The sequence below is a fragment of the Achromobacter agilis genome (assembly GCF_900496965.1).
GTDB lineage: Bacteria > Pseudomonadota > Gammaproteobacteria > Burkholderiales > Burkholderiaceae_B > Achromobacter > Achromobacter agilis.
Map to the genome: position 1 here is coordinate 86,064 of NZ_UFQB01000011.1, position 23,334 is coordinate 109,397.

The 23,334-nt window shown below is 68.0% G+C and carries 26 protein-coding genes; 15 read left to right on the forward strand and 11 right to left on the reverse strand.

Features of this window, described 5'->3' with window-relative positions; translation table 11 throughout:
* Positions 1-37: 37 nt before the first annotated feature.
* From AGI3411_RS14795 to AGI3411_RS14825, 7 genes are read right to left on the reverse strand one after another with little or no spacing between them, the layout of a single operon-like run.
* Positions 38-814 carry an SDR family NAD(P)-dependent oxidoreductase gene (locus AGI3411_RS14795; protein ID WP_129528123.1) on the reverse strand — a complete coding sequence of 259 codons (777 nt, stop codon included), beginning with the start codon at positions 812-814 and terminating at the stop codon, positions 38-40.
* 19 nt (positions 815-833) lie between these two features.
* Positions 834-1,991, reverse strand: coding sequence for a thiolase (locus tag AGI3411_RS14800; protein WP_129528124.1), 1,158 nt, complete (start codon positions 1,989-1,991; stop codon positions 834-836).
* Positions 1,988-2,383, reverse strand: coding sequence for a Zn-ribbon domain-containing OB-fold protein (locus AGI3411_RS14805; protein ID WP_129528125.1), 396 nt, complete (start codon positions 2,381-2,383; stop codon positions 1,988-1,990). Before AGI3411_RS14805 ends, AGI3411_RS14800 begins: the two co-directional genes overlap by 4 nt.
* Before the next feature lie 5 nt (positions 2,384-2,388).
* Entirely contained in the window at positions 2,389-3,171 is a 783-nt protein-coding gene (locus AGI3411_RS14810) for an enoyl-CoA hydratase/isomerase family protein (protein ID WP_129528126.1), read from the reverse strand.
* Positions 3,168-3,650: a MaoC family dehydratase gene (locus AGI3411_RS14815; RefSeq protein ID WP_129528127.1), complete on the reverse strand. Its 483-nt coding sequence runs from the start codon at positions 3,648-3,650 to the stop codon at positions 3,168-3,170. The genes AGI3411_RS14810 and AGI3411_RS14815 overlap by 4 nt, the downstream gene beginning before the upstream one ends.
* Positions 3,651-3,662: 12 nt before the next feature.
* Positions 3,663-4,628 carry a Bug family tripartite tricarboxylate transporter substrate binding protein gene (locus AGI3411_RS14820; RefSeq protein WP_129528128.1) on the reverse strand — a complete coding sequence of 322 codons (966 nt, stop codon included), beginning with the start codon at positions 4,626-4,628 and terminating at the stop codon, positions 3,663-3,665.
* Between the two features lie 50 nt (positions 4,629-4,678).
* Positions 4,679-5,920: a CaiB/BaiF CoA transferase family protein gene (locus AGI3411_RS14825; protein WP_129528129.1), complete on the reverse strand. Its 1,242-nt coding sequence runs from the start codon at positions 5,918-5,920 to the stop codon at positions 4,679-4,681.
* A gap of 209 nt (positions 5,921-6,129) precedes the next feature.
* On the opposite strand from AGI3411_RS14825, the gene AGI3411_RS14830 reads away from it, so the two are divergent.
* The 6 genes from AGI3411_RS14830 to AGI3411_RS14855 all read left to right on the forward strand — a co-directional run bounded on the left by AGI3411_RS14830 (position 6,130) and on the right by AGI3411_RS14855 (position 11,517).
* On the forward strand, positions 6,130-7,356 hold the full coding sequence (locus tag AGI3411_RS14830; protein ID WP_129528130.1) for an MFS transporter: 1,227 nt from the start codon (positions 6,130-6,132) through the stop codon (positions 7,354-7,356).
* Positions 7,357-7,461: 105 nt separating this feature from the next.
* Positions 7,462-8,232, forward strand: a complete 771-nt coding sequence (locus AGI3411_RS14835; RefSeq protein WP_129528131.1) for an ABC transporter ATP-binding protein — start codon at positions 7,462-7,464, stop codon at positions 8,230-8,232.
* A gap of 69 nt (positions 8,233-8,301) precedes the next feature.
* Positions 8,302-9,300: an ABC transporter substrate-binding protein gene (locus tag AGI3411_RS14840; RefSeq protein ID WP_129528132.1), complete on the forward strand. Its 999-nt coding sequence runs from the start codon at positions 8,302-8,304 to the stop codon at positions 9,298-9,300.
* On the forward strand, positions 9,297-10,070 hold the full coding sequence (locus tag AGI3411_RS14845; RefSeq protein WP_129528133.1) for an ABC transporter permease: 774 nt from the start codon (positions 9,297-9,299) through the stop codon (positions 10,068-10,070). The genes AGI3411_RS14840 and AGI3411_RS14845 overlap by 4 nt, the downstream gene beginning before the upstream one ends.
* Before the next feature lie 17 nt (positions 10,071-10,087).
* A complete protein-coding gene (locus tag AGI3411_RS14850) occupies positions 10,088-10,891 on the forward strand; it encodes a transporter substrate-binding domain-containing protein (protein ID WP_129528134.1) in 804 nt (267 codons plus the stop codon).
* A gap of 38 nt (positions 10,892-10,929) precedes the next feature.
* Positions 10,930-11,517 carry an IMPACT family protein gene (locus tag AGI3411_RS14855; RefSeq protein WP_129528135.1) on the forward strand — a complete coding sequence of 196 codons (588 nt, stop codon included), beginning with the start codon at positions 10,930-10,932 and terminating at the stop codon, positions 11,515-11,517.
* 38 nt (positions 11,518-11,555) lie between these two features.
* On the opposite strand, the gene AGI3411_RS14860 is transcribed toward AGI3411_RS14855, so the two are convergent.
* The 3 genes from AGI3411_RS14860 to AGI3411_RS14870 form a co-directional block, all read right to left on the reverse strand.
* Positions 11,556-11,930 (reverse strand): thioredoxin family protein, encoded by a 375-nt coding sequence (locus AGI3411_RS14860; RefSeq protein WP_062682555.1) that lies wholly within the window; start codon positions 11,928-11,930, stop codon positions 11,556-11,558.
* A 120-nt stretch (positions 11,931-12,050) separates the two neighbouring features.
* Positions 12,051-13,055: an LLM class flavin-dependent oxidoreductase gene (locus AGI3411_RS14865; RefSeq protein ID WP_129528136.1), complete on the reverse strand. Its 1,005-nt coding sequence runs from the start codon at positions 13,053-13,055 to the stop codon at positions 12,051-12,053.
* A gap of 239 nt (positions 13,056-13,294) precedes the next feature.
* Positions 13,295-14,587, reverse strand: a complete 1,293-nt coding sequence (locus AGI3411_RS14870) for an NCS2 family permease (RefSeq protein ID WP_129528137.1) — start codon at positions 14,585-14,587, stop codon at positions 13,295-13,297.
* 67 nt (positions 14,588-14,654) lie between these two features.
* On the opposite strand from AGI3411_RS14870, the gene tsaD reads away from it, so the two are divergent.
* A complete protein-coding gene (gene tsaD / locus AGI3411_RS14875) occupies positions 14,655-15,686 on the forward strand; it encodes a tRNA (adenosine(37)-N6)-threonylcarbamoyltransferase complex transferase subunit TsaD (RefSeq protein ID WP_129528138.1) in 1,032 nt (343 codons plus the stop codon).
* A 101-nt stretch (positions 15,687-15,787) separates the two neighbouring features.
* Here tsaD and plsY read toward each other — a convergent pair whose 3' ends face one another.
* Complete coding sequence (plsY, locus tag AGI3411_RS14880) at positions 15,788-16,429, reverse strand: glycerol-3-phosphate 1-O-acyltransferase PlsY (RefSeq protein WP_129528139.1); 642 nt, start codon at positions 16,427-16,429, stop codon at positions 15,788-15,790.
* A 179-nt stretch (positions 16,430-16,608) separates the two neighbouring features.
* Between plsY and surE the strand changes: the two genes are divergently transcribed.
* The 8 genes from surE to rlmD all read left to right on the forward strand — a co-directional run bounded on the left by surE (position 16,609) and on the right by rlmD (position 23,324).
* Positions 16,609-17,367: a 5'/3'-nucleotidase SurE gene (gene surE / locus AGI3411_RS14885; RefSeq protein WP_129528140.1), complete on the forward strand. Its 759-nt coding sequence runs from the start codon at positions 16,609-16,611 to the stop codon at positions 17,365-17,367.
* Positions 17,352-18,176 (forward strand): protein-L-isoaspartate(D-aspartate) O-methyltransferase, encoded by an 825-nt coding sequence (locus AGI3411_RS14890; RefSeq protein ID WP_165359180.1) that lies wholly within the window; start codon positions 17,352-17,354, stop codon positions 18,174-18,176. The genes surE and AGI3411_RS14890 overlap by 16 nt, the downstream gene beginning before the upstream one ends.
* Positions 18,177-18,193: 17 nt before the next feature.
* Positions 18,194-19,042, forward strand: a complete 849-nt coding sequence (locus AGI3411_RS14895; RefSeq protein WP_129528141.1) for a peptidoglycan DD-metalloendopeptidase family protein — start codon at positions 18,194-18,196, stop codon at positions 19,040-19,042.
* Complete coding sequence (locus AGI3411_RS14900) at positions 19,039-19,818, forward strand: 3'-5' exonuclease (RefSeq protein WP_129528142.1); 780 nt, start codon at positions 19,039-19,041, stop codon at positions 19,816-19,818. The genes AGI3411_RS14895 and AGI3411_RS14900 overlap by 4 nt, the downstream gene beginning before the upstream one ends.
* A 172-nt stretch (positions 19,819-19,990) precedes the next feature.
* Positions 19,991-20,593: a hypothetical protein gene (locus AGI3411_RS14905; protein ID WP_129528143.1), complete on the forward strand. Its 603-nt coding sequence runs from the start codon at positions 19,991-19,993 to the stop codon at positions 20,591-20,593.
* A 311-nt stretch (positions 20,594-20,904) separates the two neighbouring features.
* Positions 20,905-21,657, forward strand: coding sequence for a TorF family putative porin (locus AGI3411_RS14910; protein ID WP_129528144.1), 753 nt, complete (start codon positions 20,905-20,907; stop codon positions 21,655-21,657).
* 22 nt (positions 21,658-21,679) lie between these two features.
* Complete coding sequence (locus AGI3411_RS30120; RefSeq protein WP_165359181.1) at positions 21,680-21,835, forward strand: hypothetical protein; 156 nt, start codon at positions 21,680-21,682, stop codon at positions 21,833-21,835.
* A gap of 16 nt (positions 21,836-21,851) precedes the next feature.
* Complete coding sequence (gene rlmD, locus AGI3411_RS14915; protein WP_129528145.1) at positions 21,852-23,324, forward strand: 23S rRNA (uracil(1939)-C(5))-methyltransferase RlmD; 1,473 nt, start codon at positions 21,852-21,854, stop codon at positions 23,322-23,324.
* Positions 23,325-23,334: the final 10 nt, after the last annotated feature.

Genomic DNA, 23,334 nt, shown 5'->3' on the forward strand with positions numbered 1-23,334 from the left:
CCGTGCCGGGCCGCCACTGGCGGCGGCTCGGCGCCGTTCACATGCCGATGGTCATGCCGCCATTGGCATAGATGTGCTGCCCCGTTATGTACGAGGCGGCATCCGACAGCAGGAAGCACACCGGCCAGGCCACTTCTCCGGCCTGCCCAAACCGTCCCAGCGGGATCTGCGACAGATAAGTGTCGCGGAACTTGTCCCCGCGGATCGTTTCCGTCATGGGCGTTTCCACCACCCCGAAGCCGACGGTGTTCACGCGTATTCCGTACTTGCCCCATTCGCGCGCTGCGCTCATGGTCAGCCCCAGCACGCCCGATTTGGCCGCCGCATAGTTGATCTGCCCGATCGTGCCGCGGCGTCCCGCGTCCGACGTGATGTTGACAATGGCGCCGCCGGGCCTGCCCGTCTCGCGGGCCGTGGCCAGCATGTGGCGGCCGGCTGCCTGCAGGAATTGGAAAGACCCCGTGAGATGCACGTCGATCACCTTCTGCCACGCTTCCTGCGTCATTTTCTCGATCATGGCGATCCGGGTGATGCCGGCGTTGTTCACCAGGCCGTCGACCGTGCCGAAACGCGCGGCGGCGCTTTCCATCGCTGAGGCGGCGAATGCCGGGTCGGAGACGTCGCCGGCCAGCGGCAGGAGCCGGCCTTCGGGTGCGTCGCGTTCGAAGGCGGCCAGCGCATCGGCGTTCATGTCCACTGCGGTCACGCGGGCGCCGAGCTGCAGCGCCAGTTCGCTGATGGCGCGGCCGATGCCCTGGGCCGCGCCCGTCACGATGATGCTGCGCTGGTCGAGAAGATAGGCGGTTTGGTTCATGGTTTTTCCTTGTGTGAGGTCAGAGCGTTTCGGCGCTGCCGAGGATCAGCGTGGCCTGGCTGGACAGTTCGCCGCCGTTGCCGTGCGCAAGCGCGAGGCGCGCCCCGGGCACCTGGCGCGCGCCGCCCTGGCCGGCCAGTTGGACGAAGGCTTCGACCATGGTGAACAGGCCGTACATGCCGGGGTGCACGCAGGACAGGCCGCCGCCGTTGGTGTTGACCGGCAGTTCGCCGCCCGGCGCGATGCGCCCGTTTTCGACGAAGGCGGCGCCTTCGCCCTTGGCGCAGAAGCCCAGGTCTTCGAGGAACAGGATGGGATTGATGGTGAAGGCGTCGTAAAGCTCCAGCACGTCGATGTCCTGCGGACGCACGCCGGCCTGGGCGAAGGCGCGCGCGCCGCTGCGGACGGCCGCCGTGACGGTCAGGTCCGGCATGTTGGTGATTTCGCGGTGGTCCGTCGCGGCCGCGGCGCCCAGCAGATAGGCCGGCCGCGCGCAATGGTCGCGCGCCCGGTCGGCGCGGGTCATTACCACCGCGGCGGCGCCGTCCGTGACCAGGCAGCAGTCGCGTACGCCCAGCGGTTCGGCGACCATCCGGGCCGACAGGTACTGCTGCATGTCCAGGGGCTCGCGCAGGTAGGCCTCCGGGTTGAGCATGGCCCATTGGCGGGCGGCGATGGCTACCGCGCCCAGTTGCTCGCGCGTAAGCCCATATTGGTGGGCGTAGCGCGAGGCCGCCATTGCGTAGGCCCCCACGGGCCGCGCAAGACGGTAGGGTGCCTCGTTGGGCGAGGGGCGCATGGAGCTGACCAGCTTGCCCGCCGCGCTGCGCTGGTTGCTGCCGTAGGCGATGAGCGCGACATCGCACTGGCCCGCCTCAAGCGCCAGCGCGGCCCACATGGCGTGCGTCAGGAAAGAGGATCCGCCGGTCCGGTTGTTGTCGGTCAGGCGGGGCGAAATGCCGAGGTACTCGGCAAAGCCCAGGCCGGACATGAAGTCGTCGGGCAGGCCGATGAACAGGCCGTCGACCTGGTCGGGCCGCAGCCCGGCCTGATCTAGCGCCCGCAGGCTGGCGGCGACGGCCAGGTCCATGGAACTCATGCCCGGCGCCTGACCGATGCCGTAGGTGGCGCCGGCGACGATGGCGGCCTTGCCGCGCGGAAAGCGATCCTGGTTCATGCCTGCTCCGTCGCGGGTTCGAACACCAGCACGCCGCGGCCGGCTTCCTGGACGACGCGGGCGCGCACCCGCAAGCCGATGCGCACCTCGTGCGCGGGGAGGCCTTCCACCCGGGACATCAGCCGCGGCCCTTCATCCAGGTCTACCAGCACGACGCCATAGGGCGGTTCGGGCGGGCGCGGATGGATGACGGTGGCGGCATAGACGCGGGCCAGTCCGCTGGGGGCGACCCATTCCACGTCGCGCGAGCCGCTGCGCGGCGCCGCCACGCGCGGATAGAAGAAATGCTCGCCGCTGATGCGGTCGCGCTGCAGCATGAAGCGGCCTTCGTCCAGATAGGCCTCGTAGCGGGCCTGGGGAGCCAGCTCGGCCGGCGTGTTTTCCGTGGGCATGCGGTTCAATCCCATTTGTAGGCAAGCGGTTGCTTTTCCACGAAGCGCCGGGCGGCGTCGCGGTGGTAGGCGCTGTCGCGGCAGATCGCCTGGGCCATCGCCTCTTGCGTGTAGATGTCTTCGCGCGTGGACTCGAAGGTGCGGTTCATGATGGATTTCGCCAGGCCCAGGGCCTGAGTCGGGGCGGCATGGAAGCGCTCGGCCATGGCCAGCGCCTGCTCCAGCGGATCGCCGTCGCACAGGGCCTGTACCAGGCCGAGGCTCAGCGCCTCCTCGGCCTCGCACACCCGGGCGGTGAATACCAGTTCCTTGGCGCGCGCCAGGCCGACTGCCCGCGGCAGCAGATACATGCCCAGCATGTCCGGCACATAGCCGATGCGGGCGAACACGGCGCAGAAGGTGGCGCCGCGCCGCGCGATGGCGTAATCGGCGCACAGCGCGAGCGATAGGCCGGCGCCGAAGGCGACGCCGTCCACCGCGCTGATCACGGGCTTTTCCAGGTCCACCAGCGCGTCGTACCAGCGGTGGATCTTGCGGATGCGTTCGCGTCCTTCGAACGCATCCAGGCCCTGGGCGTGGGCCTGCGCGATGGACTTGATGTCGCCGCCGGCGCAGAAATGCCCGCCGGCGCCGGTCAGCACGACCGCCTTGATGCCATCGTCCTCGCGCAGTTCAGGCAGCGCGCGCGCGAAGGCATCGCGCATCTCCAGATTGAGCGCGTTGCGCTGGTCCGGGCGGTCCATGGTCAGCACCGCGGTGGCGCCGTGGCGCGATATCTTCAATGTCATGACTGCTCCTCGTTGCGGCTGTGATAGGCGACCTGCGTGAGCCAGCGCGCCACCAGCGCGGGCCGCTGTTCGCCGTCGATGTCGATGCGCACGTCCCAGTGAAGACGGGCCTGGCCGTCGGGCAGCTCGTCAACGGTGGCCAGGGAGAAGGCGGCGCGGATGCGTGCTCCGGCCTTGACTGCCTGCGTGAAGCGCACGCGGTCGAAGCCGTAGTTCACCGCCAGCCGGCGGTTCGGAAAGCGCATCGCGGAGGCGAACAGGCTGGGCAGCAGAGACAGCGTCAGCAGGCCGTGGGCGATGGCCGCGCCGTAGGGCGATTCGGCCTGCGCGCGCTGCGGGTCCATGTGGATCCACTGCGTGTCGCCGGTGGCCAGGCCGAAGCGGTTGATGGTGTCCTGGTCGACGGTCTGCCAGTCGGTGAGGGCGGGAGGCTGGCCGGCAAACGCCCGCAGCGCCTCGATGGAATCCAGGGTGATCATGCTCGGGCCTCCTTATTGCGCCTTCAGGCCGAGGTCGCGGGCAACCGGCAGCCAGCGGTCCCGTTCGGCCTGCACGAAGGCGGCGAACACGCTGGCGTCGCCGGGCATGGGCACCGCGCCGATGTTGGTGAGCTTTTGTTGCAGCTCGGGTTGCGCCAGGGCCTTGTTGACGCCCTGGTTCATCTGTTCGACGGCGGCGGCCGGCGTGCCGGCGGGCGCCACCAGCCCGAACCAGGCGCTGGCGTCGATGCCGGGGTAGCCCAGTTCGGCGGCGGTGGGTACGTTGGGCAGGCCGGCGAAGCGCTTGTCGTCGAGCACGGCGAAAGGGCGGATCTTGCCGGCCTGCGCCTGCGCCATGCTCGACGGCAGGGCGTCGAACATCATGTCCGTGTTGCTGCCCATCAGGCCGACGATGGCCGGCGCGCTGCCTTGATAGGGCACGTGCGTGACCTGGAAGCCCAGCTTGCTGACGGCATACTCGCCGGCCAGGTAGGTGATGTTGCCGGTGCCGGCCGAACCCATGGTCAGCTTGCCGGGAGACTGCTTGCCCAGCGCGATCAGCGCTTTCACGTCCTGAGCCGGCAGGTCCTGGCGGACCACCAGCAGGAGCGGCGACTTGGCCATGCCCGAGACCGGGACGAAGTCCTTCGCCGGGTCATAGGTCATCTTGGCGTACAGGGCCTGGTTCACCACCAGGGGGGCGTTGGAGCCGACGAAGAACGTTTTGCCGTCGGGCTTGGCGCGGGCCACGTGGTCCGCGGCGATCATGCCCGCGGCGCCGGGCTTGTTGTCGACGATGATCGTGGGGCCGCCGTTCTTGCTCATTTCCTGCGCCACCAGCCGGGCGATCTGGTCGGCGGCGCCGCCGGGCGGGTAGGGGACGACGAAGCGGATGGGAGCGTCCTGGGCGTGGACGGTGGGGGCGTCGAGGGCCACAAGGGCCAGGGCGGCGCAGGCCGCCGCGGTCAGAATGCGCATGGTGTTGTCTCCTTGAGTGCTTGTTATGGCCGCCGCGAAGGCGGCAGGGGTCAGACGATGCCTTTGGCCTTCAGCTCCGCGATGCGCTCGTCGCTGAGCGCCAGCCGCTCGCGCAGCACCGCGTCCGTGTGCTGCCCCAGCGTGGGCGCGGCCCGCTCATAACGCAGCGGCGTGTCGCGCATCCGGATGGGATTTGCCACGGACGGCGTGTCGACGCCTGCGGCATGCGGCAGCGACAGCTGCATGCCGCGGTGGCGCACGTGCGGGTCCTGGAATACCTGTTCCATGTTGTAGATAGGGCCGCAGGGGACGTTGACCGCCTGCAGGGCCTGCACCCATTCGCCCATGGAGCGCGCCAGCATGGCCTCGGCGATCGGGGGGATCAGCGTCTCGCGGTTCCGGTTGCGCCGTCCCGCCGTGGCGTAGCGCTCATCGGTGGCCAGGTCCGGCCGGCCGATCGCCCCGCAAAAGGCGCGGAACTGGGCGTCGTTGCCCACCGCGACGATGACTTCGCCTTCCTTGCAACCGAACACCTGGTAGGGAACCATGTTCGAATGGGCGTTGCCCATACGCTGCGGCACGCGGCCGGAAAGGAAGTAATTGATCGCCTGGTAGGAAGAGATGGTGACCACGCAGTCCAGCAGCGACATGTCGATGTACTGCCCTACGCCGCTTACGCGGCGGTGCTCGACCGCGGCCAGGATGGCCGTGCTGGTGTATACGCCTGTCAGCAGGTCCGTGATCGCGATCCCCGATTTCATCGGTTCGCCGGCGGGGTCGCCGGTGATGCTCATCAGGCCGCCCATGCCCTGGAAAACGAAGTCATACCCGGGCAGGGGCGCGTAGGGGCCGTCCTGGCCGAAGCCGGTGATCGAGCAGTAGATCAGGCGCGGATTGACCTCCCGCAGGCTGTCGTAGTCCAGCCCGTAGCGCGCCAGCGTGCCGACCTTGTAGTTCTCGACCAGCACGTCGGAATCCCGGGCCAGCTCGACGATGAGCGCCTGGCCTTCCGGTGTGGCCAGGTCGACGGTGATTGAGCGCTTGCCTCGGTTGGCGCTGAGGAAATAGGAAGAGTCCCGGGTTTCGGCGCCGTCCGCGCCGGTCAGGAAGGGAGGGCCCCAGCCCCGGGTGTCGTCGCCTTCCTTCGGCCGCTCGACCTTGATGACGTCGGCGCCCATGTCGGCCAGCGTCTGCGTCGCCCAGGGGCCGGCCAGCACGCGGGTCAGGTCCAGGATTTTCAGATGGGAAAGGGCGCCAGGCGTTTGCGCGGCGCCGCTGTTGTCTCGTTCCATGTCGCTCCGATCGGGGTGGACCCCGTTATGTCTTGAGACCACCTTAATGACCGGGCGATAGAGCGTCCAATATCGTTTTGCGCGGTATCGATTCGATTGGTGTATTGCCGGCCGGAAAGCGCGGCCGTTCAGCGGTTTGCCAATCGGCGTGCGCTATCATCCGGGTAAACCCTGGTGCCACTTCGGCCAGGCATCTTTTCAGTCCCCCCATGTCCCGCACACCGCATACCGCGCCCGACGGCGCGCAGATCAGCACGTTCACGCTGACGTTCCGCATCGTTTCCATCGCCTTTTTCACCTTTGTCTGCTATCTGGCCATCGGCCTGCCGCTGGCCGTGCTGCCCGGCTACGTCCATGACCAGCTCGGTTACGGGTCGGTGCTGGCCGGCCTGGCGATCAGCGTGCAGTACGCCGCCACCTTGCTCAGCCGCTCCCACGCGGGCCGCATGGCGGACACGGTGGGCCCGAAGCAGACCGTGGTGATCGGCATGGCGGCCTGTGCGGCCAGCGGGGTGTTCCTGCTGCTGGCCTACGCCTTTGAGCGCAGCGCCTGGCTCAGCCTGGCCACGATCATCGCCAGCCGGCTGGCGCTGGGCTTCGGCGAGAGCTGGGTGGGCACGGGCTCGGCGACGTGGGCCATCGCCCGCGTCGGCCCGCTGCACACCGCGCGCGTGATTTCGTGGAACGGCATCTGCACCTACGGCGGCCTGGCGCTGGGCGCGCCGCTGGGCGTGTACCTGGAAAAGGAATGGAGCATGGGCGCGCTCGGCGGCGCCGTGCTGCTGCTGGGGCTGGCCGGCCTGGGGCTGGCGATGTCGCGGGCGGCGGTCGCCATCGTGGGCGGGCACCGCATGGCGTTCAAGAGCGTGGTGCTGCGGGTGTTTCCGCACGGTATGGCGCTGGGCCTGGGCTCCGTGGGCTTCGGCACGCTGGCGGCGTTCGTGGCCCTGTACTACGCCAGCGCGTCCTGGGACGGGGCGGCCCACGCGCTGAGCGCCTTCGGTTGCGCCTTCATCGGCGTGCGCCTGCTGTTCGCGGGCACCATCACGCGTTTCGGCGGCTTCCGCGTGGCGCAGGTGTCCTTCCTGGTGGAGGCGGCCGGCCTGTTGCTGCTGTGGCTGGCGCCCAACCCGGGCGCGGCCTTGCTGGGGGCGGCACTGACCGGCTGCGGCTTCGCCCTGGTGTTCCCGGCGATCGGCGTGGAAGCCGTGGCGCGCGTGCCCGCGGGCAGCCGCGGCGCTGCGCTGGGCGCGTATTCCGCCTTCCTGGACCTGGCGCTGGGCATCACCGGCCCGATCGCGGGCTATATATCGGGCGGCTTCGGTTATCCGGCCATCTTCCTGGCGGCGGCCATGGCGGTGCTGGCCGGGTTCCGGATCGCGTTCGGCCTGCAGCGCCATGCCGTGCGCGAGGCCGCGGCGCCGTCCAGGGCATGATCTTTATTACGAAAAGCTCTTAAGACATGCGATATTGATCGTTTGGATTCATATAACGAATTGTTAGATTTGAGGCTCGTTTCCACCCGGGCCACGATTCGTTCCATGAACCTTACCTTCGACCACGTCCATAAACATTTCGGCGAACTGCCCGTCGTGGACGGCTTTGCCAACGAAATCAAGACCGGCGAACTGGTCGCCCTGGTCGGCCCGTCGGGCTGCGGCAAATCCACCTTGCTGCATCTGGCCGCGGGCCTGGAAAAACCCACGCAGGGCAGCGTCCTGGCCGACGGCCGCGCGGTGTCCGGCCCGCATCCCAGCCGCACGCTGGTGTTCCAGGAGCACGCGCTGTATCCCTGGCTGACGCTGCTGGACAACGTGGCGCTGGCGCTGGAATTCCAGAAGGCGCCCAAGAGCCGCGCCCGCGAGGCCGCCCGCCAGTGGCTGGCGCGCGTCAGCCTGGCCGGGTTCGAGCACTATTACCCCCACCAGGTCTCCGGCGGCATGCGGCAGCGCGCCGCGCTGGCCCGGGCGTTCATCGCGCAGCCGCAAACGCTGCTCATGGACGAACCCTTCGGCGCGCTGGACGCGCTGACCCGGCTGAGCCTGCAAGACGTATTGCGCCAGCTGATCGCCCAGGAAAAGCCCACCGTGCTGCTCGTGACCCACGACGTGGACGAGGCCCTGTTCCTGGCGGACCGCATCATCGTCTTCAGCCCGCGTCCCGCGCGCGTGCTGCGCGAGTTCAACCTGGCACACCACGAAAAGACCCACGACCTGTCCGGCCTGGCCGACGAGAAGCGCGAGATCCTGCGCCTGCTCGGCATCGCGGTGGACGGGGCGGGCGCGCACGCCGACCTGGCGCTGGCCGCCTGACGGCCTGACCCGATTATTCCAGGCGGCGCGTTCGCGCCGCCGATCCCTGATTCCCCTGGAGCTCCTCTCATGAAACTGAAGCAATGGCTGTCCCTGCCGCTGGCTGCGGCGCTGCTGGCAGCGGCCCCCGCGATGGCCGCCGAGAAATTCCGCATCGGCTATCTGCGCGTGATGGACGACGCGCAGGCCATCGTCGCCCAGGAAGGCGGCTACTACAAAAAGGCCGGCCTGGACTCCGAACTGATCGAATTCAAGTCGGGCACCGACCTGATCAAGGCCATCGTCGGCGGCCAGCTGGACATCGGCGTGCTGGGTTTCACCAATGCCGTGGCCTGGGCCTCCAAGGGCGCCGACCTGAAGGTGGTGGGCGGCGCGCAGCAGGGCTATCACTCGCTGATCGTGCGCGACGACTCGGGCATCAAGGACATCGCCGGCCTGAAGGGCAAGACGCTGGCCTCGCAGGCCGAAGGCAGCACGGCCGACGTGGTGCTGAAGGGCGTGGTGCTCAAGCAGGGCAATCTCGGCGCCGACGACGTCAACGTCATGGGCGTGAGCCCGGCCGTGGCGGTGCAATCGCTGGTGGGCAAGCGCGTGGACGCGGCGTTCCTGTTCGAACCCTACGACCGCATCGCGCAGCTGGTCGCGCCGGTCAAGCAGATCTATGAAGTGGGCCAGGCCTGGCCGTTCCCCTGCATGGTCGTGATCACCTCGGGCGAAACGCTGGCCAAGCGCAAGGACGACGTCTGGAAGGCGCTGGACGCGCAGAACCAGGCCATCGGCCTGCTGCAGAAGGAACCCGCGCAGGCTTCCAAGCTGATCGCTTCCTACTTCATCGCGGAACCCACGCTCAAGACGCTGACGCGCGGCGAACTGCCGCGCGAAACGGTCATCGCGGAAGCCATCGGCACGCAGGTCTTCACGCCGAAGCTCACCGACAAGGACACCCGCCGCATGCAGGAGATCGCCGACATCCTGCAGGCCCAGGGTTCGCTGAAGACGCGTGACGGCAAGCCGTACGACGTTTCCAGCATCATCGACCTGTCCTGGCAAGAGGCTCGCAAGCTTTGAGCGCCTCTACCCGAGTCACCGGCGCCCGCAAGCATCTTGCGGGTGTGCTGGGCGTAATGTTCATCCTGGCGTTGTGGCAGCTGGCGTCGTTCGCGCTGCCGGACTTCCTCATGCCGGGCGTGCCGTCCGTGGTCGAGCGCCTGTTCGAGGACCTGGGCAAGCAGTCCTTCCACCAAAGCCTGCTCGGCACGCTCGGGCGGCTGGGCGCGGGCTACGGGCTGGCGCTGGCCGCCGGCATCGGCTTCGGGCTGGTGGCGGCCGTGCTGTTCTTCTTCCGCGAAGTCCTGCGCAGCGCCATCGTCATCCTGCAATCGATCCCGTCGATCGCCTGGGTGCCGCTGTTCCTGATCGTGATGGGCTTCGGCAATACGCCGATCATCGTGGTGGTGGCGCTGTCCGCGTTCTTCCCGGCCGCGCTCAGCGTGATGAACGCCACCGAATCCGTGCAGCGCGTGCACGTGTCGGCGGCGCGCGTCATGGGCGCTACGCCCTGGGGCCTGGTCAAGCGCGTCTACCTGCCGGCCGTCATGCCCGAGCTCATCACGGGCGCGCAGCTGGCGTTCGGCAATGCCTGGCGCGCGCTGATTTCGGCGGAAATGCTGATCGGCTTCGGCAAGGGCCTGGGCCGCTCGCTGGCCTATTCGGGCGAAATCGCCGACATGACCGGCGTCATGACCAACATCCTCGTCATCGCGGTGCTGGCGGCGCTGATCGACCAGTTCGTGCTTGAGAACCTCAAGCACCGCCTGCTGCGCTACCAGTACGTCTGAGCGCAACGGAGTTCCGCATGATCCGCCCTCTACGCTTCCTGGCTCTCGGCGCCTGCCTGGCGGCAGCCGCCGCGCAGGCGCAGGCCGAGCCGTTCGCGGCGGCGCGCGCGCGCGGAGAGCTGGTGGTGGGCGTGCCGTACCTCGCGCCGCCGCCTGAAGCCGGCGCCAAGATACGCACGCCGGACGGCCTGGATGCCGCCATGGCCGACAAGCTGGGGCAGCGCCTGGGCCTGCCGGTCCGCCTGCGGCAGCTGCCGCCGCAGCAGGCCGCGGCCGCGCTGGCGGCGGGCGAGGTGGACCTCGCGCTGGCCGACGGCGCGGCCAGCCAGCCGGCATCGGTTGCCGCTCAACCCACCGGCTATGCCTTCCGTCCCAAGGCCGTCATCCGCAGCGATACGCGCCTGCGCCAGCCGGCCGATGCGCGCGGCCGCAGCGTTTGCATGGCCGAGGCCGCGACCGCGTCCAAGGCCCTGGCCGAGAACTGGGGCGCCGTCGTGCGCACCTACCGCGTGCCGTCCGATGCCCTGGTCGCGGTGCGCGAAGGCAACTGCGATATCGGGCTGGTGGATGACGCCGTCTGGGGGCCGCTGATGCGCTTTCCGGAATGGAAGAAGTTTTCGTCCACGCTGGCCGCCGACGGCGCCACGCGCGAACGGGTATGGCTGCTGCCCGCGGACGACGCAGCCAGCCGCGGCTGGCTGGGCCAGGAAATGCGTGCCTGGGACCAGGCGGGCGCCTGGAAGGCCATGGCGGCCAAATGGGCGCGCGACGTGGCCTTCGACGTCTACCTGGACCAGGAAGTCCCCGACTGCCACGGCTAGGGCCTTACGGGCCTGTGCCTGCTCTTACAATGCCGGGCATGACGCACACGTTGACCGCTCCCTGTTCCTACCAGGAAGACATCAAGAAAAGCCGCTTTGCCGCATACGCGACGCCGGTGTCGACGGTGGAAGAAGCCATGCGCTTCTTCGCCGAGCACAGCGATCCCGAGGCCACCCACAACTGCTGGGCCTACCGCATCGGGCAGGAATACCGCTTCAACGACGACGGCGAGCCCGGGGGCACGGCGGGCCGCCCCATCTTGCAGGCCATCGAAGGGCAGGACATGGACCGGGTGGCCGTGCTGGTGGTGCGCTGGTTCGGCGGCGTGAAGCTCGGAGCAGGGGGGCTGGTGCGGGCCTATGGAGGCTGCGCGGCGAATTGCCTGCGGCTGGGGGACCGGACCGAGATCGTGGATCTCGCGACCATCTCCTGCACTTGCGGCTTCGCGGAATTGCCGCTGCTGAAGTCGCGCCTGGCGCAGGCGGGCGCCGCCATCCTGCAGGAAGATTTCAACGGGGAAGGGGCGGCGCTGCGCTTTACCGTGCCGCGCGTGGCGGTCGCCGAGCTGGCGATGACCGTGGCCAACATTACGCGCGGCCGCGCCGCCTGGGAGCAGGAGTCGTAGGCGGGCGGCGGCGCGCGGGTCTTCGGGCCGGTTGCCGCTTACGCGTCCTGGCCGTTCTGGGCGGCGGCGATTTCCTTGTGGACCTGCTCCATGTCGACTTCCTTGATCTTGGTGAGCAGTTCGTTCAGCTGGCCGGCCGACAAGGCGCCGGGCTGCGAGAACAGCAGGACTTTTTCGCGGAAGACCATCAGCGTCGGGATCGAGCGGATGCCCAGCGCGCCGGCCAGTTCCTGCTCGACGTCGGTATTCACCTTGGCGAACGTGACGTCGGGGTGCTCGGCGGCGGCCTGTTCGAAGACCGGCGCGAAGCCGCGGCACGGGCCGCACCAGGGCGCCCAGAAATCGACGATCAGGGTGCCGTCGGGCGTGATGGCGTCTTGGAAGCTGTCTTTGGTGAGTTCAACGGTACTCATTTTGAATCCTTGCCGCGCGAGCGGCGAAATAGCGGTGTCTGATCGGCGACGCTACGGCGTTTTGCGTTCTTTGGCCCATAGTAGAGCGGGTGGCCGTTGCGTCGCAATGGTTGGCGGCGCTCAGGCCGCGGCGCCGTTCTTCAGCGAAGCGACGATCTCGAAGGAGCGCAGGCGGTCGGCAATGTCGTAGAAATCCGAGACGATCATCACTTCGTCGGCTTCGGTTTCGGCAACCAGCGCCTCAAGCTCGCGCCGGACGGTTTCCGGGCCGCCGACGATGGCGGCGCCCAGTCTTTGATTGACCGCTTCGCGCTCCCATTCGTTCCATAGGCCGTCCATGCTGTCCACGGGCGGCTGCAATTGCAGGCGGTTGCCCCGGACCAGCGACAGGAATTTCAGCTGCTGGGTGGTGGCCTGGCGCCGGGCCGCTTCGTCGGATTCCGCCGCGACGACCGGAACGCCGATCATGGCGTAGGGGCGGGACAGCGTCGCGGACGGCTTGAACAGATGGCGGTACAGGCGCATCGCCGCCATGCCTTCGGGCGAGAAGTGCCCGGCGAACGAGAACGGCAGGCCCAGTTCGGCCGCCAGCCGGGCGCTGAAATCGCTGGATCCCAGCAGCCAGATCGGAATGTCCAGCCCTTCGCCGGGGATGGCGCGCACCGGCTGCCCGGGGCGCGAAGGCGCCAGGAAACCGCGCAATTCCTCGACCAGGGCCGGAAACTCCAGCCCGCTGCGGGGACCGCGGCGCAAGGCGTGCTGCGTGGCGCCGTCGCTGCCGGGCGCGCGGCCCAGGCCCAGGTCGATGCGGCCCGGGTACAGGGTTTCAAGGGTGCCGAACTGCTCGGCGATGATCAGCGGCGCGTGGTTGGGCAGCATGACGCCGCCGGAGCCCACGCGCAGGCTGCGGGTATGGGCGGCGACATGCCCGATCAGGACGGCGGTAGCGCTGCTGGCCACGCCGTTGATGTTGTGGTGTTCGGCCAGCCAGAAGCGCTTGTATCCCAGGCGCTCGACGTGCTGCGCCACCGCGACCGTGTTGCGGAAGGCGTCGGCCGCGTCGCGGCCCTGCACGATCGGGGCCAGGTCCAGGACGGAAAAGGGAATGCGGGCCAGGCTGCTCATGCGGAAACCTCCGTGCTCGCGGCGGGACAGGACAGGGCGGGGATAAAGCGGGTAAGGCGCAAGGCGGACTCCATATACCGTGATACATGGGGAGTTTATCGGCGAAATCAACCGGGACCGCCAGCAACCTTATGCGCTGGCGGGTTGATTGAATTTGCCTATCCCCGCGATTGGCTGGCGCGCGGCTCCAGGGCGTTTCCGGCGCATGGCCGGAAAGAGCCCCAGGGGATGATCAGGCCTTATCCAGGAAAGAAGGCATAGCGGATCACGAACAGCGCGGCGACCAGCCAGGTGGCGGGATGCACGTCGCGGATCTTGCCGGTTGCGGTCTTCAGCACCACATAGCTGATGAAGCCGAAGGCGATCCCGTTGGCGATCGAATACGTGAAGGGCATGACGAGCGCGGTCAGCGCAGCCGGCGTCGCCTCGCAGACGTCGTTCCAGTCGATGTCGATCAGTTCGCGCATCATCAGGCCGGCCACGTAGAGCAGGGCGGGCGCGGTAGCGTAGGCGGGCACGGCGCTCGCCAGCGGGGAGATGAACAGCGCAGCCAGGAACAGCAGCGCCACGACCAGGGCGGTCATGCCGGTGCGGCCGCCGGCCTGCACGCCGGAAGCGCTTTCCACGTAGGCCGTGGTGCTGCTGGTGCCCAGCATCGAGCCGGCCACGATGGCGGTGCTGTCGGCGAACAGCGCGCGGCCCAGGCGGTTGGGGCGGTTCTCCGGCATCAGGCCGGCGCGCCGGGCCACGCCCACCAGTGTGCCCGTGGCGTCGAAGACTTCGACCAGCACGAACACCAGGATCACGTGCACGAAGCCGCTGTGCAGGGCGCCCAGGATGTCCAGCTTGAACAGCGTGGGCGCCAGGCTGGGCGGCGCGGCGAAGATGCCTTTGAACTCGTTGTAGCCCAGCGCCATGGACAGCAGGGTGACGACGATAATGCCGATCAGGATCGCGCCGCGCACGCGCAGCGCGTCCAGCGCCGCAATGATGAAAAAGCCCAGGATGGCGAACAGCGGACCGGGTTCGGTCAGGTTGCCCAAGGTAACCTTGGTGGCCGGGTGGGCGACGACGATGCCGGCATTGGATAGCGCGATAATGGCAAGGAACAGCCCGATGCCCGCGGCGATGGCGCTGCGCAGCGAATGCGGTATGCCCTTGACCAGCCACACCCGGATTCCGGAGACCGTCAGGATCAGGAAGATCACGCCCGAAATGAACACGGCGCCCAGCGCCTGCTCCCAGGTGTAGCCCATGGTCTTGACGACGGTGAACGCGAAGAAGGCGTTCAGGCCCATGCCCGGCGCCATCCCGATGGGCCAGTTGGCGATCAGCGCCATCACCAGCGAACCCAGCGCGGCGGCCAGGCAGGTGGCGACGAACACGGCGTTGCGATCCATGCCCGTCGACGACAGAATGTCCGGATTGACGAAAATGATGTACGACATCGTCAGGAATGTCGTCAGGCCGGCCACGAGTTCCGTACGCGCGGTGGTGCCGTGTTCACGCAGCTTGAATAGCTTCTCCAGCATTCGAGTCCCCAGTATGTTTGCAGGCTAGCGGGTTGCTATTTTCGCATCAGTTGTAAACTCTGCCGCCATGATTATTCTCGGCTTTGAAAGCTCCTGCGACGAAACCGGCGTTGCAGCCGTCTGTACTGAACGGGGTCTGCTCGCGCACGCGTTGCACACCCAGATCGCCATGCACCAGGAATACGGGGGCGTGGTGCCGGAACTCGCCTCGCGCGACCATATCCGCCGCGTCGTGCCGCTTACCCGCCAGGTCCTGGACGAGGCGGGCCTGCAGATGTCCGATATCGGCGCGGTCGCCTACACGGCCGGCCCCGGTCTGGCAGGCGCCTTGCTGGTGGGCGCCAGCGTCGCGCAGTCGTTCGCCTGGGCGCGCCACCTGCCGGCCATCGGTATCCACCACCTGGAAGGGCATCTGCTGTCGCCGATGCTGGCGGACCCGCGGCCGGACTTCCCCTTCGTGGCGCTGCTGGTGTCCGGCGGCCATACGCAGCTGATGCGCGTGGACGGAGTGGGGCAGTACGAATTGCTGGGCGAAACGCTGGATGACGCGGCGGGCGAGGCCTTCGACAAGTCCGCCAAGCTGATGGGCCTGGGCTACCCCGGCGGCCCGGCGCTGGCCAAGCTGGCCGGCAGCGGGGACGCGGCGCGCTTCGACCTGCCGCGCCCGATGCTGCACAGCGGCGACCTGGATTTCAGCTTCAGCGGCCTGAAAACGGCCGTCCTGACCCGGGTCAAGGCCGCCGAGGCGGCCGGAGGCCTGGACGAACAGGGCCGCGCCGACCTGGCGGCGGCCACGCAGGCCGCCATTGTGGAGGTGCTGGCGGCCAAGGCGATCCGCGCGCTGAAACAAACCGGCCTGAAGCGCTTGGTGGTGGCCGGGGGCGTGGGCGCCAATCAGCTGCTGCGCGCCAAGCTGGACGCGGCGCTCAAGCCGCTGAAGGCGCGCGCCTATTTTCCGCCGCTGGCGTTGTGTACCGACAACGGCGCCATGATCGCCTTCGCGGCCGCCGAGCGGGTCAAGGCAGGCCTGGCCACCCTGGACGCGGACGCCCACAGTTTTACGGTCAAGCCGCGCTGGGATCTGGCGGAAATCGCCTGAGATCGCCAGGGATGGGCCTGTGCCGCGGACCGGCCCGGCGCCAGGGAAAAGGGCGGCCCAGGCCGCCCTTCGAATCCGCTTGCGGGGCTGCGCGCCCCGGTTTATTGCTTTTTGCCGCCGCCGATCCGGCTTTCCGTGCCCTGGAGCAGGCGCGTGATATTGGCCCGGTGGCGGTAGAACAACAGAACCCCGATGATGGCCAGCGCCACCCCCATGGCGGGCTGGGCGAACCAGGCCAGCCCGGAGCCGAACACGTAGTACACCGGGGCGAAGAAGGCCGCCACGAGCGAGGCCAGGGACGAATACCGGAAAAAGACGGCGATAATCAGCCAGGTGGCCGCCGTGGCGACAGCCAGCCACGGCTGGATCGCCACCAGCACGCCCAGCGCCGTGGCCACGCCCTTGCCGCCCTTGAACCCCAGGAAAACGGGGTACAAATGGCCCAGGAAAGCGGCCAGCGCCACTGCCGCCAGCGCTCCGGCGGGGATGCCGGGGGCGATTTTTTCGGCCAGCCAGATCGCGAACCATCCCTTGGCCGCATCGCCCAGCAACGTCAGCGCCGCGGCTGTCTTGTTGCCCGTGCGCAGCACGTTGGTGGCGCCCGGGTTCTTGGAGCCGTAGCTGCGGGGGTCCTGCAGGCCCATAACCTTGCTGACCACCACGGCGAAGGGCACGGAGCCGATTAGGTAGGCCAGCAGGATGAGCGCAACATTGAACGCCAGGGAGGGTGCGGTTATCGCCATGGAAAGGGAATCCGTTATTGTCGTAATGGCTGCGGATTCTACCGCGCCCCGCGCCGGGGCCGGCTACGGGTTATCGAGCGTGGCGGCGTGGCAGGGTCGCGGCCCTGTCATCCGGACGGGGGCTGCGGACGGTACAATCCGACACGTCCACCCGTGTCATATTTTCTTTCGGATGCACAATGCGAATTCTGGTTTCGAACGATGATGGTTATTCGGCCCCTGGGCTCGAAGCGCTAGTAGAGGCGCTGCAAGGGCTGGGCGATCTCACCGTCGTCGCGCCCGAGACCAACCACAGCGGCGCCTCCAACTCCCTGACGTTGAACCGCCCCTTGTCGGTGCGTACCGCTGCCAACGGCTTCATCGCCGTCAACGGCACGCCCTCCGACTGCGTCCACGTGGCCCTCACCGGGCTCATGGATACACGCCCGGACCTGGTCGTCTCGGGCATCAACAACGGCGCCAACATGGGGGACGACACGCTCTATTCGGGCACCGTGGCCGCCGCCAGCGAAGGCTACCTGTTCGGTATCCCCGCCATTGCGTTCTCCCTGGCCGAGAAAGGCTGGGCGCACATCGACTCCGCGGCCCGCGCCGCGCGCCTGGTCGTGGAGCGCCATCTGGCCCAGCCCCTGGCCGCGCCGGTGCTGCTCAACGTCAACATCCCCAGCCGCCGCTTCGAAGACCTCCATGGTTTCACGGTCACGCGCTTGGGCAAGCGCCATCCGTCGCAGCCGGTGGTACGCACCACCACCCCTTATGGCGATACGGTGTACTGGATCGGTCCCGTGGGCATGGCGGCCGACGCCGCCCCGGGCACGGACTTCCATGCCGTCGAACAAGGAACGGTGTCCGTCACGCCGCTGCGGCTGGATCTCACCCAGCACAGCCAGCTCGACGAGATCCGTACCTGGGCGGAGCCGCTATGCGTAGACGCGTAAGCCAACCGGATGTGTCGCAGGCCGTGCCGGGACGCAGCGGCCCGGTCCGCTATGACTCGGGCCGGCTCAGCCCGGGCGTCACGCCCGCGAACAGCAACACCCGGATCTCGGCGGCCACGCTGCCGCGCCAGGCCCAGGCCCCGGCGCCTGCCTCCGGCGGCAACCTGGGGCTGAACTCCGACCGCCTGCGCCAGGCCATGGTAGAGCGCCTGCGCGCGCAGGGCATCAGCGACGAGCGGGTGCTTGCCGCCATGGGCGCGGTGCCTCGCCACCTGTTCGTGGACGAGGCGCTGGCAAGCCGCGCCTATGAAGACGCCGCGCTGCCCATCGGCCATTCGCAAACCATCTCCCAGCCTTGGGTGGTGGCGCGCATGATCGCCGCGGTGTGCGAGGACCGCGCGCCCACCCGCGTGCTGGAAGTCGGCGCGGGTTGCGGGTACCAGGCCGCCGTGCTGGCGCAGTTCGTGCGCGAGGTGCACACCATCGAACGCATCCGCGGGCTGTACGAACTCGCGCGCGAACATCTGCGCGCCTTGAAGCTCACCACGAGGATCCGACTCATCTATGGCGACGGCATGCTGGGCCTGCCCGGCGTGGCGCCGTTCGATGCTATCGTTGTGGCTGCCGCTGGCCTCGCCATCCCGCAGGCTCTGCTCTCGCAGCTTGCGCCGGGTGGCCGCCTGATCGCTCCTGAAGGGGGCGCCAACCAGCGCCTGGTTCTGATCGAACGCACAGGCGCGGCCAGCTGGAAACGCAATGAATTAGAGGCCGTGCGCTTTGTGCCGCTACGGGCCGGAATACAATCTTGAGCAAACAGGAGAAACGTATGCTCAACGGGCAGTTGCAACTGACCGATATCACTCTGGGCGCGTCGTCGACGCGCCTGCGCCGCCCGCTCTTCATCGCGGGGGCGCTCAGCCTGGCCATTTTGGCGGGCTGCGCATCGAAAGGTACTCGTGCCCCGGTGGTCGACATGACCGGCGGGCAATCCGCGTCGCCGGTCGCGCCCGGCGGCACCTATGTGGTCAAGCCGGGCGACACGCTCTACAAGATCGCCCGCGCCAACAATGTGGATGTCGAAAACGTCAAGCGCTGGAACAACCTCAGCGATCCCAACCAGATCTCCGTCGGCCAGGTGCTGAAGATGTCCGGCAGCGCCGGCGGCGCGCAAACTGCGCCGGTGGGCGGCGCCAAGCCGCAGCCGCGTCCGCTGGACCAGCCCGATACCACCACGCCGCCGCCTGAAACCACGGCGACCCCGGCGCCCGCGCCGGTCGAGACCAAACCCGCCACGCGCGCGGCGGACGCCGGCGTCATCAATTGGGCCTGGCCGGCGAATGGCCAGATCGTGCAGGGCTTCAACTCCAGCAGCAAGGGCATCGACATCGCCGGCGCGCTGGGTGATCCGATCACCGCCGCCGCCGACGGGCTCGTCAAGTACAGCGGCAACGGCGTCCGCGGCCTGGGCAACCTGATCATCGTCGAACACCAGAACGGTTTCATCACCGCTTACGCGCATAACCGCGCGGTGCTGGTGAAGACGGGCCAGACGGTCAAGCGCGGCGCCAAGATCGCCGAACTGGGCCAAAGCGACACCACCTCGCCGCGCCTGCACTTCGAAATCCGCCGCCAGGGCACGCCGGTGGACCCGATGCAATACCTGCCCGCCAAATGACCCCGACCCTGGTATTCGACCTGGAAACCATCCCCGATGCCGACGGGCTGCGCAAGCTCAACGGCTGGGGCCCCGAGGTTTCCGACCAGGAAGTGGTCGAGCGCGCGCTGACGGCGCGCCGCGAGGCCGTCGGGCACGATTTCCTGCCGCTGCACCTGCACAAGGTCGCGGTGGTGGGTTGCGTATTCCGCGACGACCAGGGCTTTCGCGTCAAGACGCTGGGCCAGCCCGATGATCCCGAAGCCGCCTTGCTGGCGGGCTTCTTCAAGACCATCGAACGCTACACACCCAAGCTCGTGAGCTGGAATGGTTCGGGATTCGACCTGCCGGTGCTGCATTACCGCAGCCTGATCCAGGGAGTGCCCGCGCCGCGCTACTGGGACATGGGCGAAGAAGACCGCGATTTCAAGTTCAACAACTACATCTCGCGCTACCATTCGCGCCACCTGGACCTGATGGACCTGCTGGCCAAGTACAACGGCCGCGCCAACGCGCCGCTGGACGAACTGGCCAAGCTTTGCGGCTTTCCCGGCAAGCTGGGCATGGACGGCAGCAAGGTATGGGAAGCCTGGAGCCAGGGCCGCGCCGACGAAGTGCGGGCCTATTGCGAAACGGACGTGGTCAACACCTGGCTGGTGTATTGCCGCTTCCGCTTCCTGCGCGGCGAACTCGACCGCACGGCCTACGAGGCAGAAATCGCGCTGGTGCGCGATACGCTCACCGCCAGCGACGCGCCGCACTGGAAGGAATATATGGCGGCCTGGGACGCCGAGTGAACGCAGGGCGTTCCCGCCAAGCCAGGAAGCAATAACGACGGGGCCCGCGCGGCCCCGTTTTCACGTCCTGGCCGCACGCAATCGACTGAAACATGGCTTGCGCGGACGAAACCCGGATGAAACCGGCCCGATCGCACAATGGTCTCGCTTTCTTCACTTACAGGAGACCTTCATGTCCCGATTCGCTATCCGCTCCAACTTGGCCGCTCTTGCTCTTGTCGCCGCTACGGGTGGCCTGGTGGCCGGCACCGTTATGGCTGCTCCTACCCCGGCCGACGGCGGCCCCGCCGCGATGCACGAACGCCATCATGGCGGCGGCTTTCACAAAGGCATGCGCGACGGCCTGTTCGTCCCGGGCCTGGGTCCCGTGTCCAAGGCGCAGGTCGCCGAACTGAAGCTGGACGACAAGCAGCAAGCCTTGTTCAAGACCGCGCAGGACGGCCAGCGCAGCCTGCATGAAGCCATGCGCGCTTCCGGCGGCAAGCGCCACGACCTGCTGAAGGCGCAACTGGACAGCGGCAAGCTGGATCCGCGCGCGCTGATCGCTCAGTCCGAAACGTCGCGCGACGCCTTCGGCACGCAAGCCAAGCAGGTCCGCGACCAATGGCTGGCGGTCTGGGACAGCCTGAACGACACCCAGCGCGGCCAGGTGACCCAGATGCTCAAGGACCGCGAAGCCAAGCGGCAGGACCGCATGGCCAAGATGGAAGCACGCCACGGCAAGGGCAGGGGCCCGGCCGAAGCGGCGCCGTCCGCCGCACCCGCCGCCAAGTAAACCCTGGGCCGGCCGCAAGGCCGCCATGCCCGCCAGACCCCGGACACGCTTGCGTGTACCGGGGTCTTTTGCTGCCAGGCGCGCGCTCCCCATCTTGACGCACGCGGCGCGCCTCGGCGGCCCGGGTTTGCACGATCCTGGTGCGCCGAGCAGCTTGGGCCGCCTCTTTGGGGAGTTGCCGCGCGCGGCCCGCCAGTTGGCACAGACATTGCTTTAGGGATAGGGAACCGGTCACGACGCCGTAACGCCGGTCTGATGGATGCGCGCCAACGCCATCCACCTCCCGTTAAATCCGATCAGGACTCCGCACCATGAAGAAGACGCTGTCCGCCTTGCCCCTTGTGCTTGCCGTTTGCTTCGCCGCGCCGGCGCTGGCCGAACCCACCGACCTGGGAGGCGGCTTTTCGCTCAGCGGCAACGCCACCATCGCCAGCGACTATCGCTTCCGCGGCTATTCGCAGACCGACTTCCGGCCCGCCGTGCAACTGGGCTTCGACCTGACCCACAGTTCCGGCTTCTACCTGGGCAACTGGAACTCGAACGTTTCCAGCTTCGTGTTCACCGACGGCAACCTGGAAATGGATTTCTACGGCGGCTGGAAGGGTGACGTCGGCGGCGGCTTCTCGCTGGACGCGGGCGTGCTGCACTACTACTACCCGGGTTCGAACTCCCCGAAGGGCGGCAACTACAACAACACCGATCTCTACCTGGGCGCCTCGTACGGCAGCTACAGCCTCAAGTACTCCTACACACCCAGCGATTTCTTCAGCACGCCCGACAGCAAGGGCACCTGGTACCTGGACGGCACGGCCAACTTCGACCTGGGCGACGGCTGGGGTCTCGTCGGCCACCTGGGCTACCAGAAGCTCAAGAACCAGACCAATATGGAAGGCGACTCGATTGGCCATTACGTCGATTACAAGGTCGGCGTGACCAAGGACCTGAAGGGCTGGATCCTGGGCCTGGCCGCCGTGGGGGCCACGAAGGACAACTGGCTGCCTACCAAATACGGCCATCCTTCGGGGCGCCTGGGCGCGGTGTTCTCCGTGTCGCGCTCTTTCTGACACCGATGCCTGGGGCATGCCAATGATGGAAAACCGCCTGCTGCGGCAGTTCATCGCGGCGGCGGAAACCCTGCATTTCAGCCGCACGGCGCATGCCGCCCAGGCAGCCGGCCTGGGCGGCCCAAAGGCCATTTCCGGGATCGGCCGCAGTCCTTTTACAATAATGGGTTGCGTGTAATTCTGGACTGCGTGAGATGTCTGACGTTTTGAATATCGAATCCCTGGACCTGGAAGCCAGGGGTATCGCCCGCCGCGACGGGAAAGTCGTATTCGTGGAAGGCGCCTTGCCGGGCGAGCGGGTCTCGACGGTCACGGTGCGCCGCAAGCCTTCGTATGAGATCGCACGCGTGGACGAGGTGCTGCGGCCGTCCTCGCAGCGCGTGGTGCCGCGCTGCCCGCACTTCGGCGTCTGCGGCGGCTGTGCCATGCAGCACCTGGAGCCCAGCACGCAGGTCGCCATCAAGCAGCGTTCGCTGGAAGACACGTTCTGGCACGTCGGCAAGCTGCGTCCCGCGCGCATCCTGGCTCCCCTGCAAGGCCCGACCTGGGGCTACCGCTACCGCGCCCGGCTGTCCGTGCGCGTCGTGCCGAAGAAGGGCGGCGTGCTGGTCGGCTTCCATGAACGCAAGAGCAGCTATGTGGCCGACATGCGCGAATGCCACGTGCTGCCCCGCCACGTCAGCGACCTGCTGCTGCCGCTGCGCGCGATGATCGCTTCCATGTCGGCGCCCGACCGCCTGCCGCAGATCGAGGTGTCGCTGGGAGAGGGCGTGACCGCGCTGGTCCTGCGCCACCTGCTGCCGCTGACCGACGGCGACATCGCCATCCTGCGCGCCTTCGCCGCCAAGCACAATGTGCAGTGGTGGCTGCAGGCGAAGGGGCCCGACACCGTGCACCCGCTCGAACGCGAGCACGACGACACGCTGGCCTACACCATGCCGCAGTTCGGCCTGCGCATGCCGTACCGGCCCACGGACTTCACGCAGGTCAATCACTCCATCAACCGCGCCATGGTGTCGCGGGCCCTGCAACTGCTGGAAGTGCAGCCCACCGACCGCGTGGCCGACCTGTTCTGCGGCCTGGGCAATTTCACGCTGCCCCTGGCCACGCAGGCCCGCGAGGCGGTGGGCGTGGAGGGCAGCAAGGCGCTGACCGACCGTGCCCTTGACGCCGCGTCGCGCCACGGCCTGGGCGGCAGCACCAGCTTCGCGACCTTGAACCTATTCGAAGTAGACGTGGACTGGCTGCGCGGCCTGGGCTATTTCGACCGCATGCTGATCGATCCGCCGCGCGAAGGCGCGCAGGCCGTGGCGCAGGCGCTGTCGCAGCTCGAACCGCAGGAGCGTCCTCGCCGTATCGTCTACGTGTCCTGTAATCCGGCCACGCTGGCGCGCGACGCGGCCATCCTCGTGCATGAAGGCGGTTACGTGCTCAAGAGCGCGGGCGTGATCAACATGTTCCCGCACACGGGCCACGTGGAATCCATCGCGGTATTCGAATCGCTGGACGCCGAGGGCGTCCAGGTGGTGAAGGAACGCGCCCGCGAACGCGCCGCAAAGGCCGCCGCCGACGCCGCAGCAGCCGAAGCCGCCAAGCTGGCAGCGGCGGCTGAGGCGGCCGAGGCGCAAGCTGCCGTCGCCGCGGCCGGGGCGCCGGTCCCGGGTTAATGCGCCGGGC

Coding starts and splice junctions, on each gene's coding strand:
- AGI3411_RS14795 (WP_129528123.1), bottom strand. CDS start 814: ATGAACCAAACCGCCTATCTTCTCGACCAGCGCAGCATCATCGTGACG.
- AGI3411_RS14800 (WP_129528124.1), bottom strand. CDS start 1,991: ATGAACCAGGATCGCTTTCCGCGCGGCAAGGCCGCCATCGTCGCCGGC.
- AGI3411_RS14805 (WP_129528125.1), bottom strand. CDS start 2,383: ATGCCCACGGAAAACACGCCGGCCGAGCTGGCTCCCCAGGCCCGCTAC.
- AGI3411_RS14810 (WP_129528126.1), bottom strand. CDS start 3,171: ATGACATTGAAGATATCGCGCCACGGCGCCACCGCGGTGCTGACCATG.
- AGI3411_RS14815 (WP_129528127.1), bottom strand. CDS start 3,650: ATGATCACCCTGGATTCCATCGAGGCGCTGCGGGCGTTTGCCGGCCAG.
- AGI3411_RS14820 (WP_129528128.1), bottom strand. CDS start 4,628: ATGCGCATTCTGACCGCGGCGGCCTGCGCCGCCCTGGCCCTTGTGGCC.
- AGI3411_RS14825 (WP_129528129.1), bottom strand. CDS start 5,920: ATGGAACGAGACAACAGCGGCGCCGCGCAAACGCCTGGCGCCCTTTCC.
- AGI3411_RS14830 (WP_129528130.1), top strand. CDS start 6,130: ATGTCCCGCACACCGCATACCGCGCCCGACGGCGCGCAGATCAGCACG.
- AGI3411_RS14835 (WP_129528131.1), top strand. CDS start 7,462: ATGAACCTTACCTTCGACCACGTCCATAAACATTTCGGCGAACTGCCC.
- AGI3411_RS14840 (WP_129528132.1), top strand. CDS start 8,302: ATGAAACTGAAGCAATGGCTGTCCCTGCCGCTGGCTGCGGCGCTGCTG.
- AGI3411_RS14850 (WP_129528134.1), top strand. CDS start 10,088: ATGATCCGCCCTCTACGCTTCCTGGCTCTCGGCGCCTGCCTGGCGGCA.
- AGI3411_RS14855 (WP_129528135.1), top strand. CDS start 10,930: ATGACGCACACGTTGACCGCTCCCTGTTCCTACCAGGAAGACATCAAG.
- AGI3411_RS14860 (WP_062682555.1), bottom strand. CDS start 11,930: ATGAGTACCGTTGAACTCACCAAAGACAGCTTCCAAGACGCCATCACG.
- AGI3411_RS14865 (WP_129528136.1), bottom strand. CDS start 13,055: ATGAGCAGCCTGGCCCGCATTCCCTTTTCCGTCCTGGACCTGGCCCCG.
- AGI3411_RS14870 (WP_129528137.1), bottom strand. CDS start 14,587: ATGCTGGAGAAGCTATTCAAGCTGCGTGAACACGGCACCACCGCGCGT.
- tsaD (WP_129528138.1), top strand. CDS start 14,655: ATGATTATTCTCGGCTTTGAAAGCTCCTGCGACGAAACCGGCGTTGCA.
- plsY (WP_129528139.1), bottom strand. CDS start 16,429: ATGGCGATAACCGCACCCTCCCTGGCGTTCAATGTTGCGCTCATCCTG.
- surE (WP_129528140.1), top strand. CDS start 16,609: ATGCGAATTCTGGTTTCGAACGATGATGGTTATTCGGCCCCTGGGCTC.
- AGI3411_RS14890 (WP_165359180.1), top strand. CDS start 17,352: ATGCGTAGACGCGTAAGCCAACCGGATGTGTCGCAGGCCGTGCCGGGA.
- AGI3411_RS14895 (WP_129528141.1), top strand. CDS start 18,194: ATGCTCAACGGGCAGTTGCAACTGACCGATATCACTCTGGGCGCGTCG.
- AGI3411_RS14900 (WP_129528142.1), top strand. CDS start 19,039: ATGACCCCGACCCTGGTATTCGACCTGGAAACCATCCCCGATGCCGAC.
- AGI3411_RS14905 (WP_129528143.1), top strand. CDS start 19,991: ATGTCCCGATTCGCTATCCGCTCCAACTTGGCCGCTCTTGCTCTTGTC.
- AGI3411_RS14910 (WP_129528144.1), top strand. CDS start 20,905: ATGAAGAAGACGCTGTCCGCCTTGCCCCTTGTGCTTGCCGTTTGCTTC.
- AGI3411_RS30120 (WP_165359181.1), top strand. CDS start 21,680: ATGATGGAAAACCGCCTGCTGCGGCAGTTCATCGCGGCGGCGGAAACC.
- rlmD (WP_129528145.1), top strand. CDS start 21,852: ATGTCTGACGTTTTGAATATCGAATCCCTGGACCTGGAAGCCAGGGGT.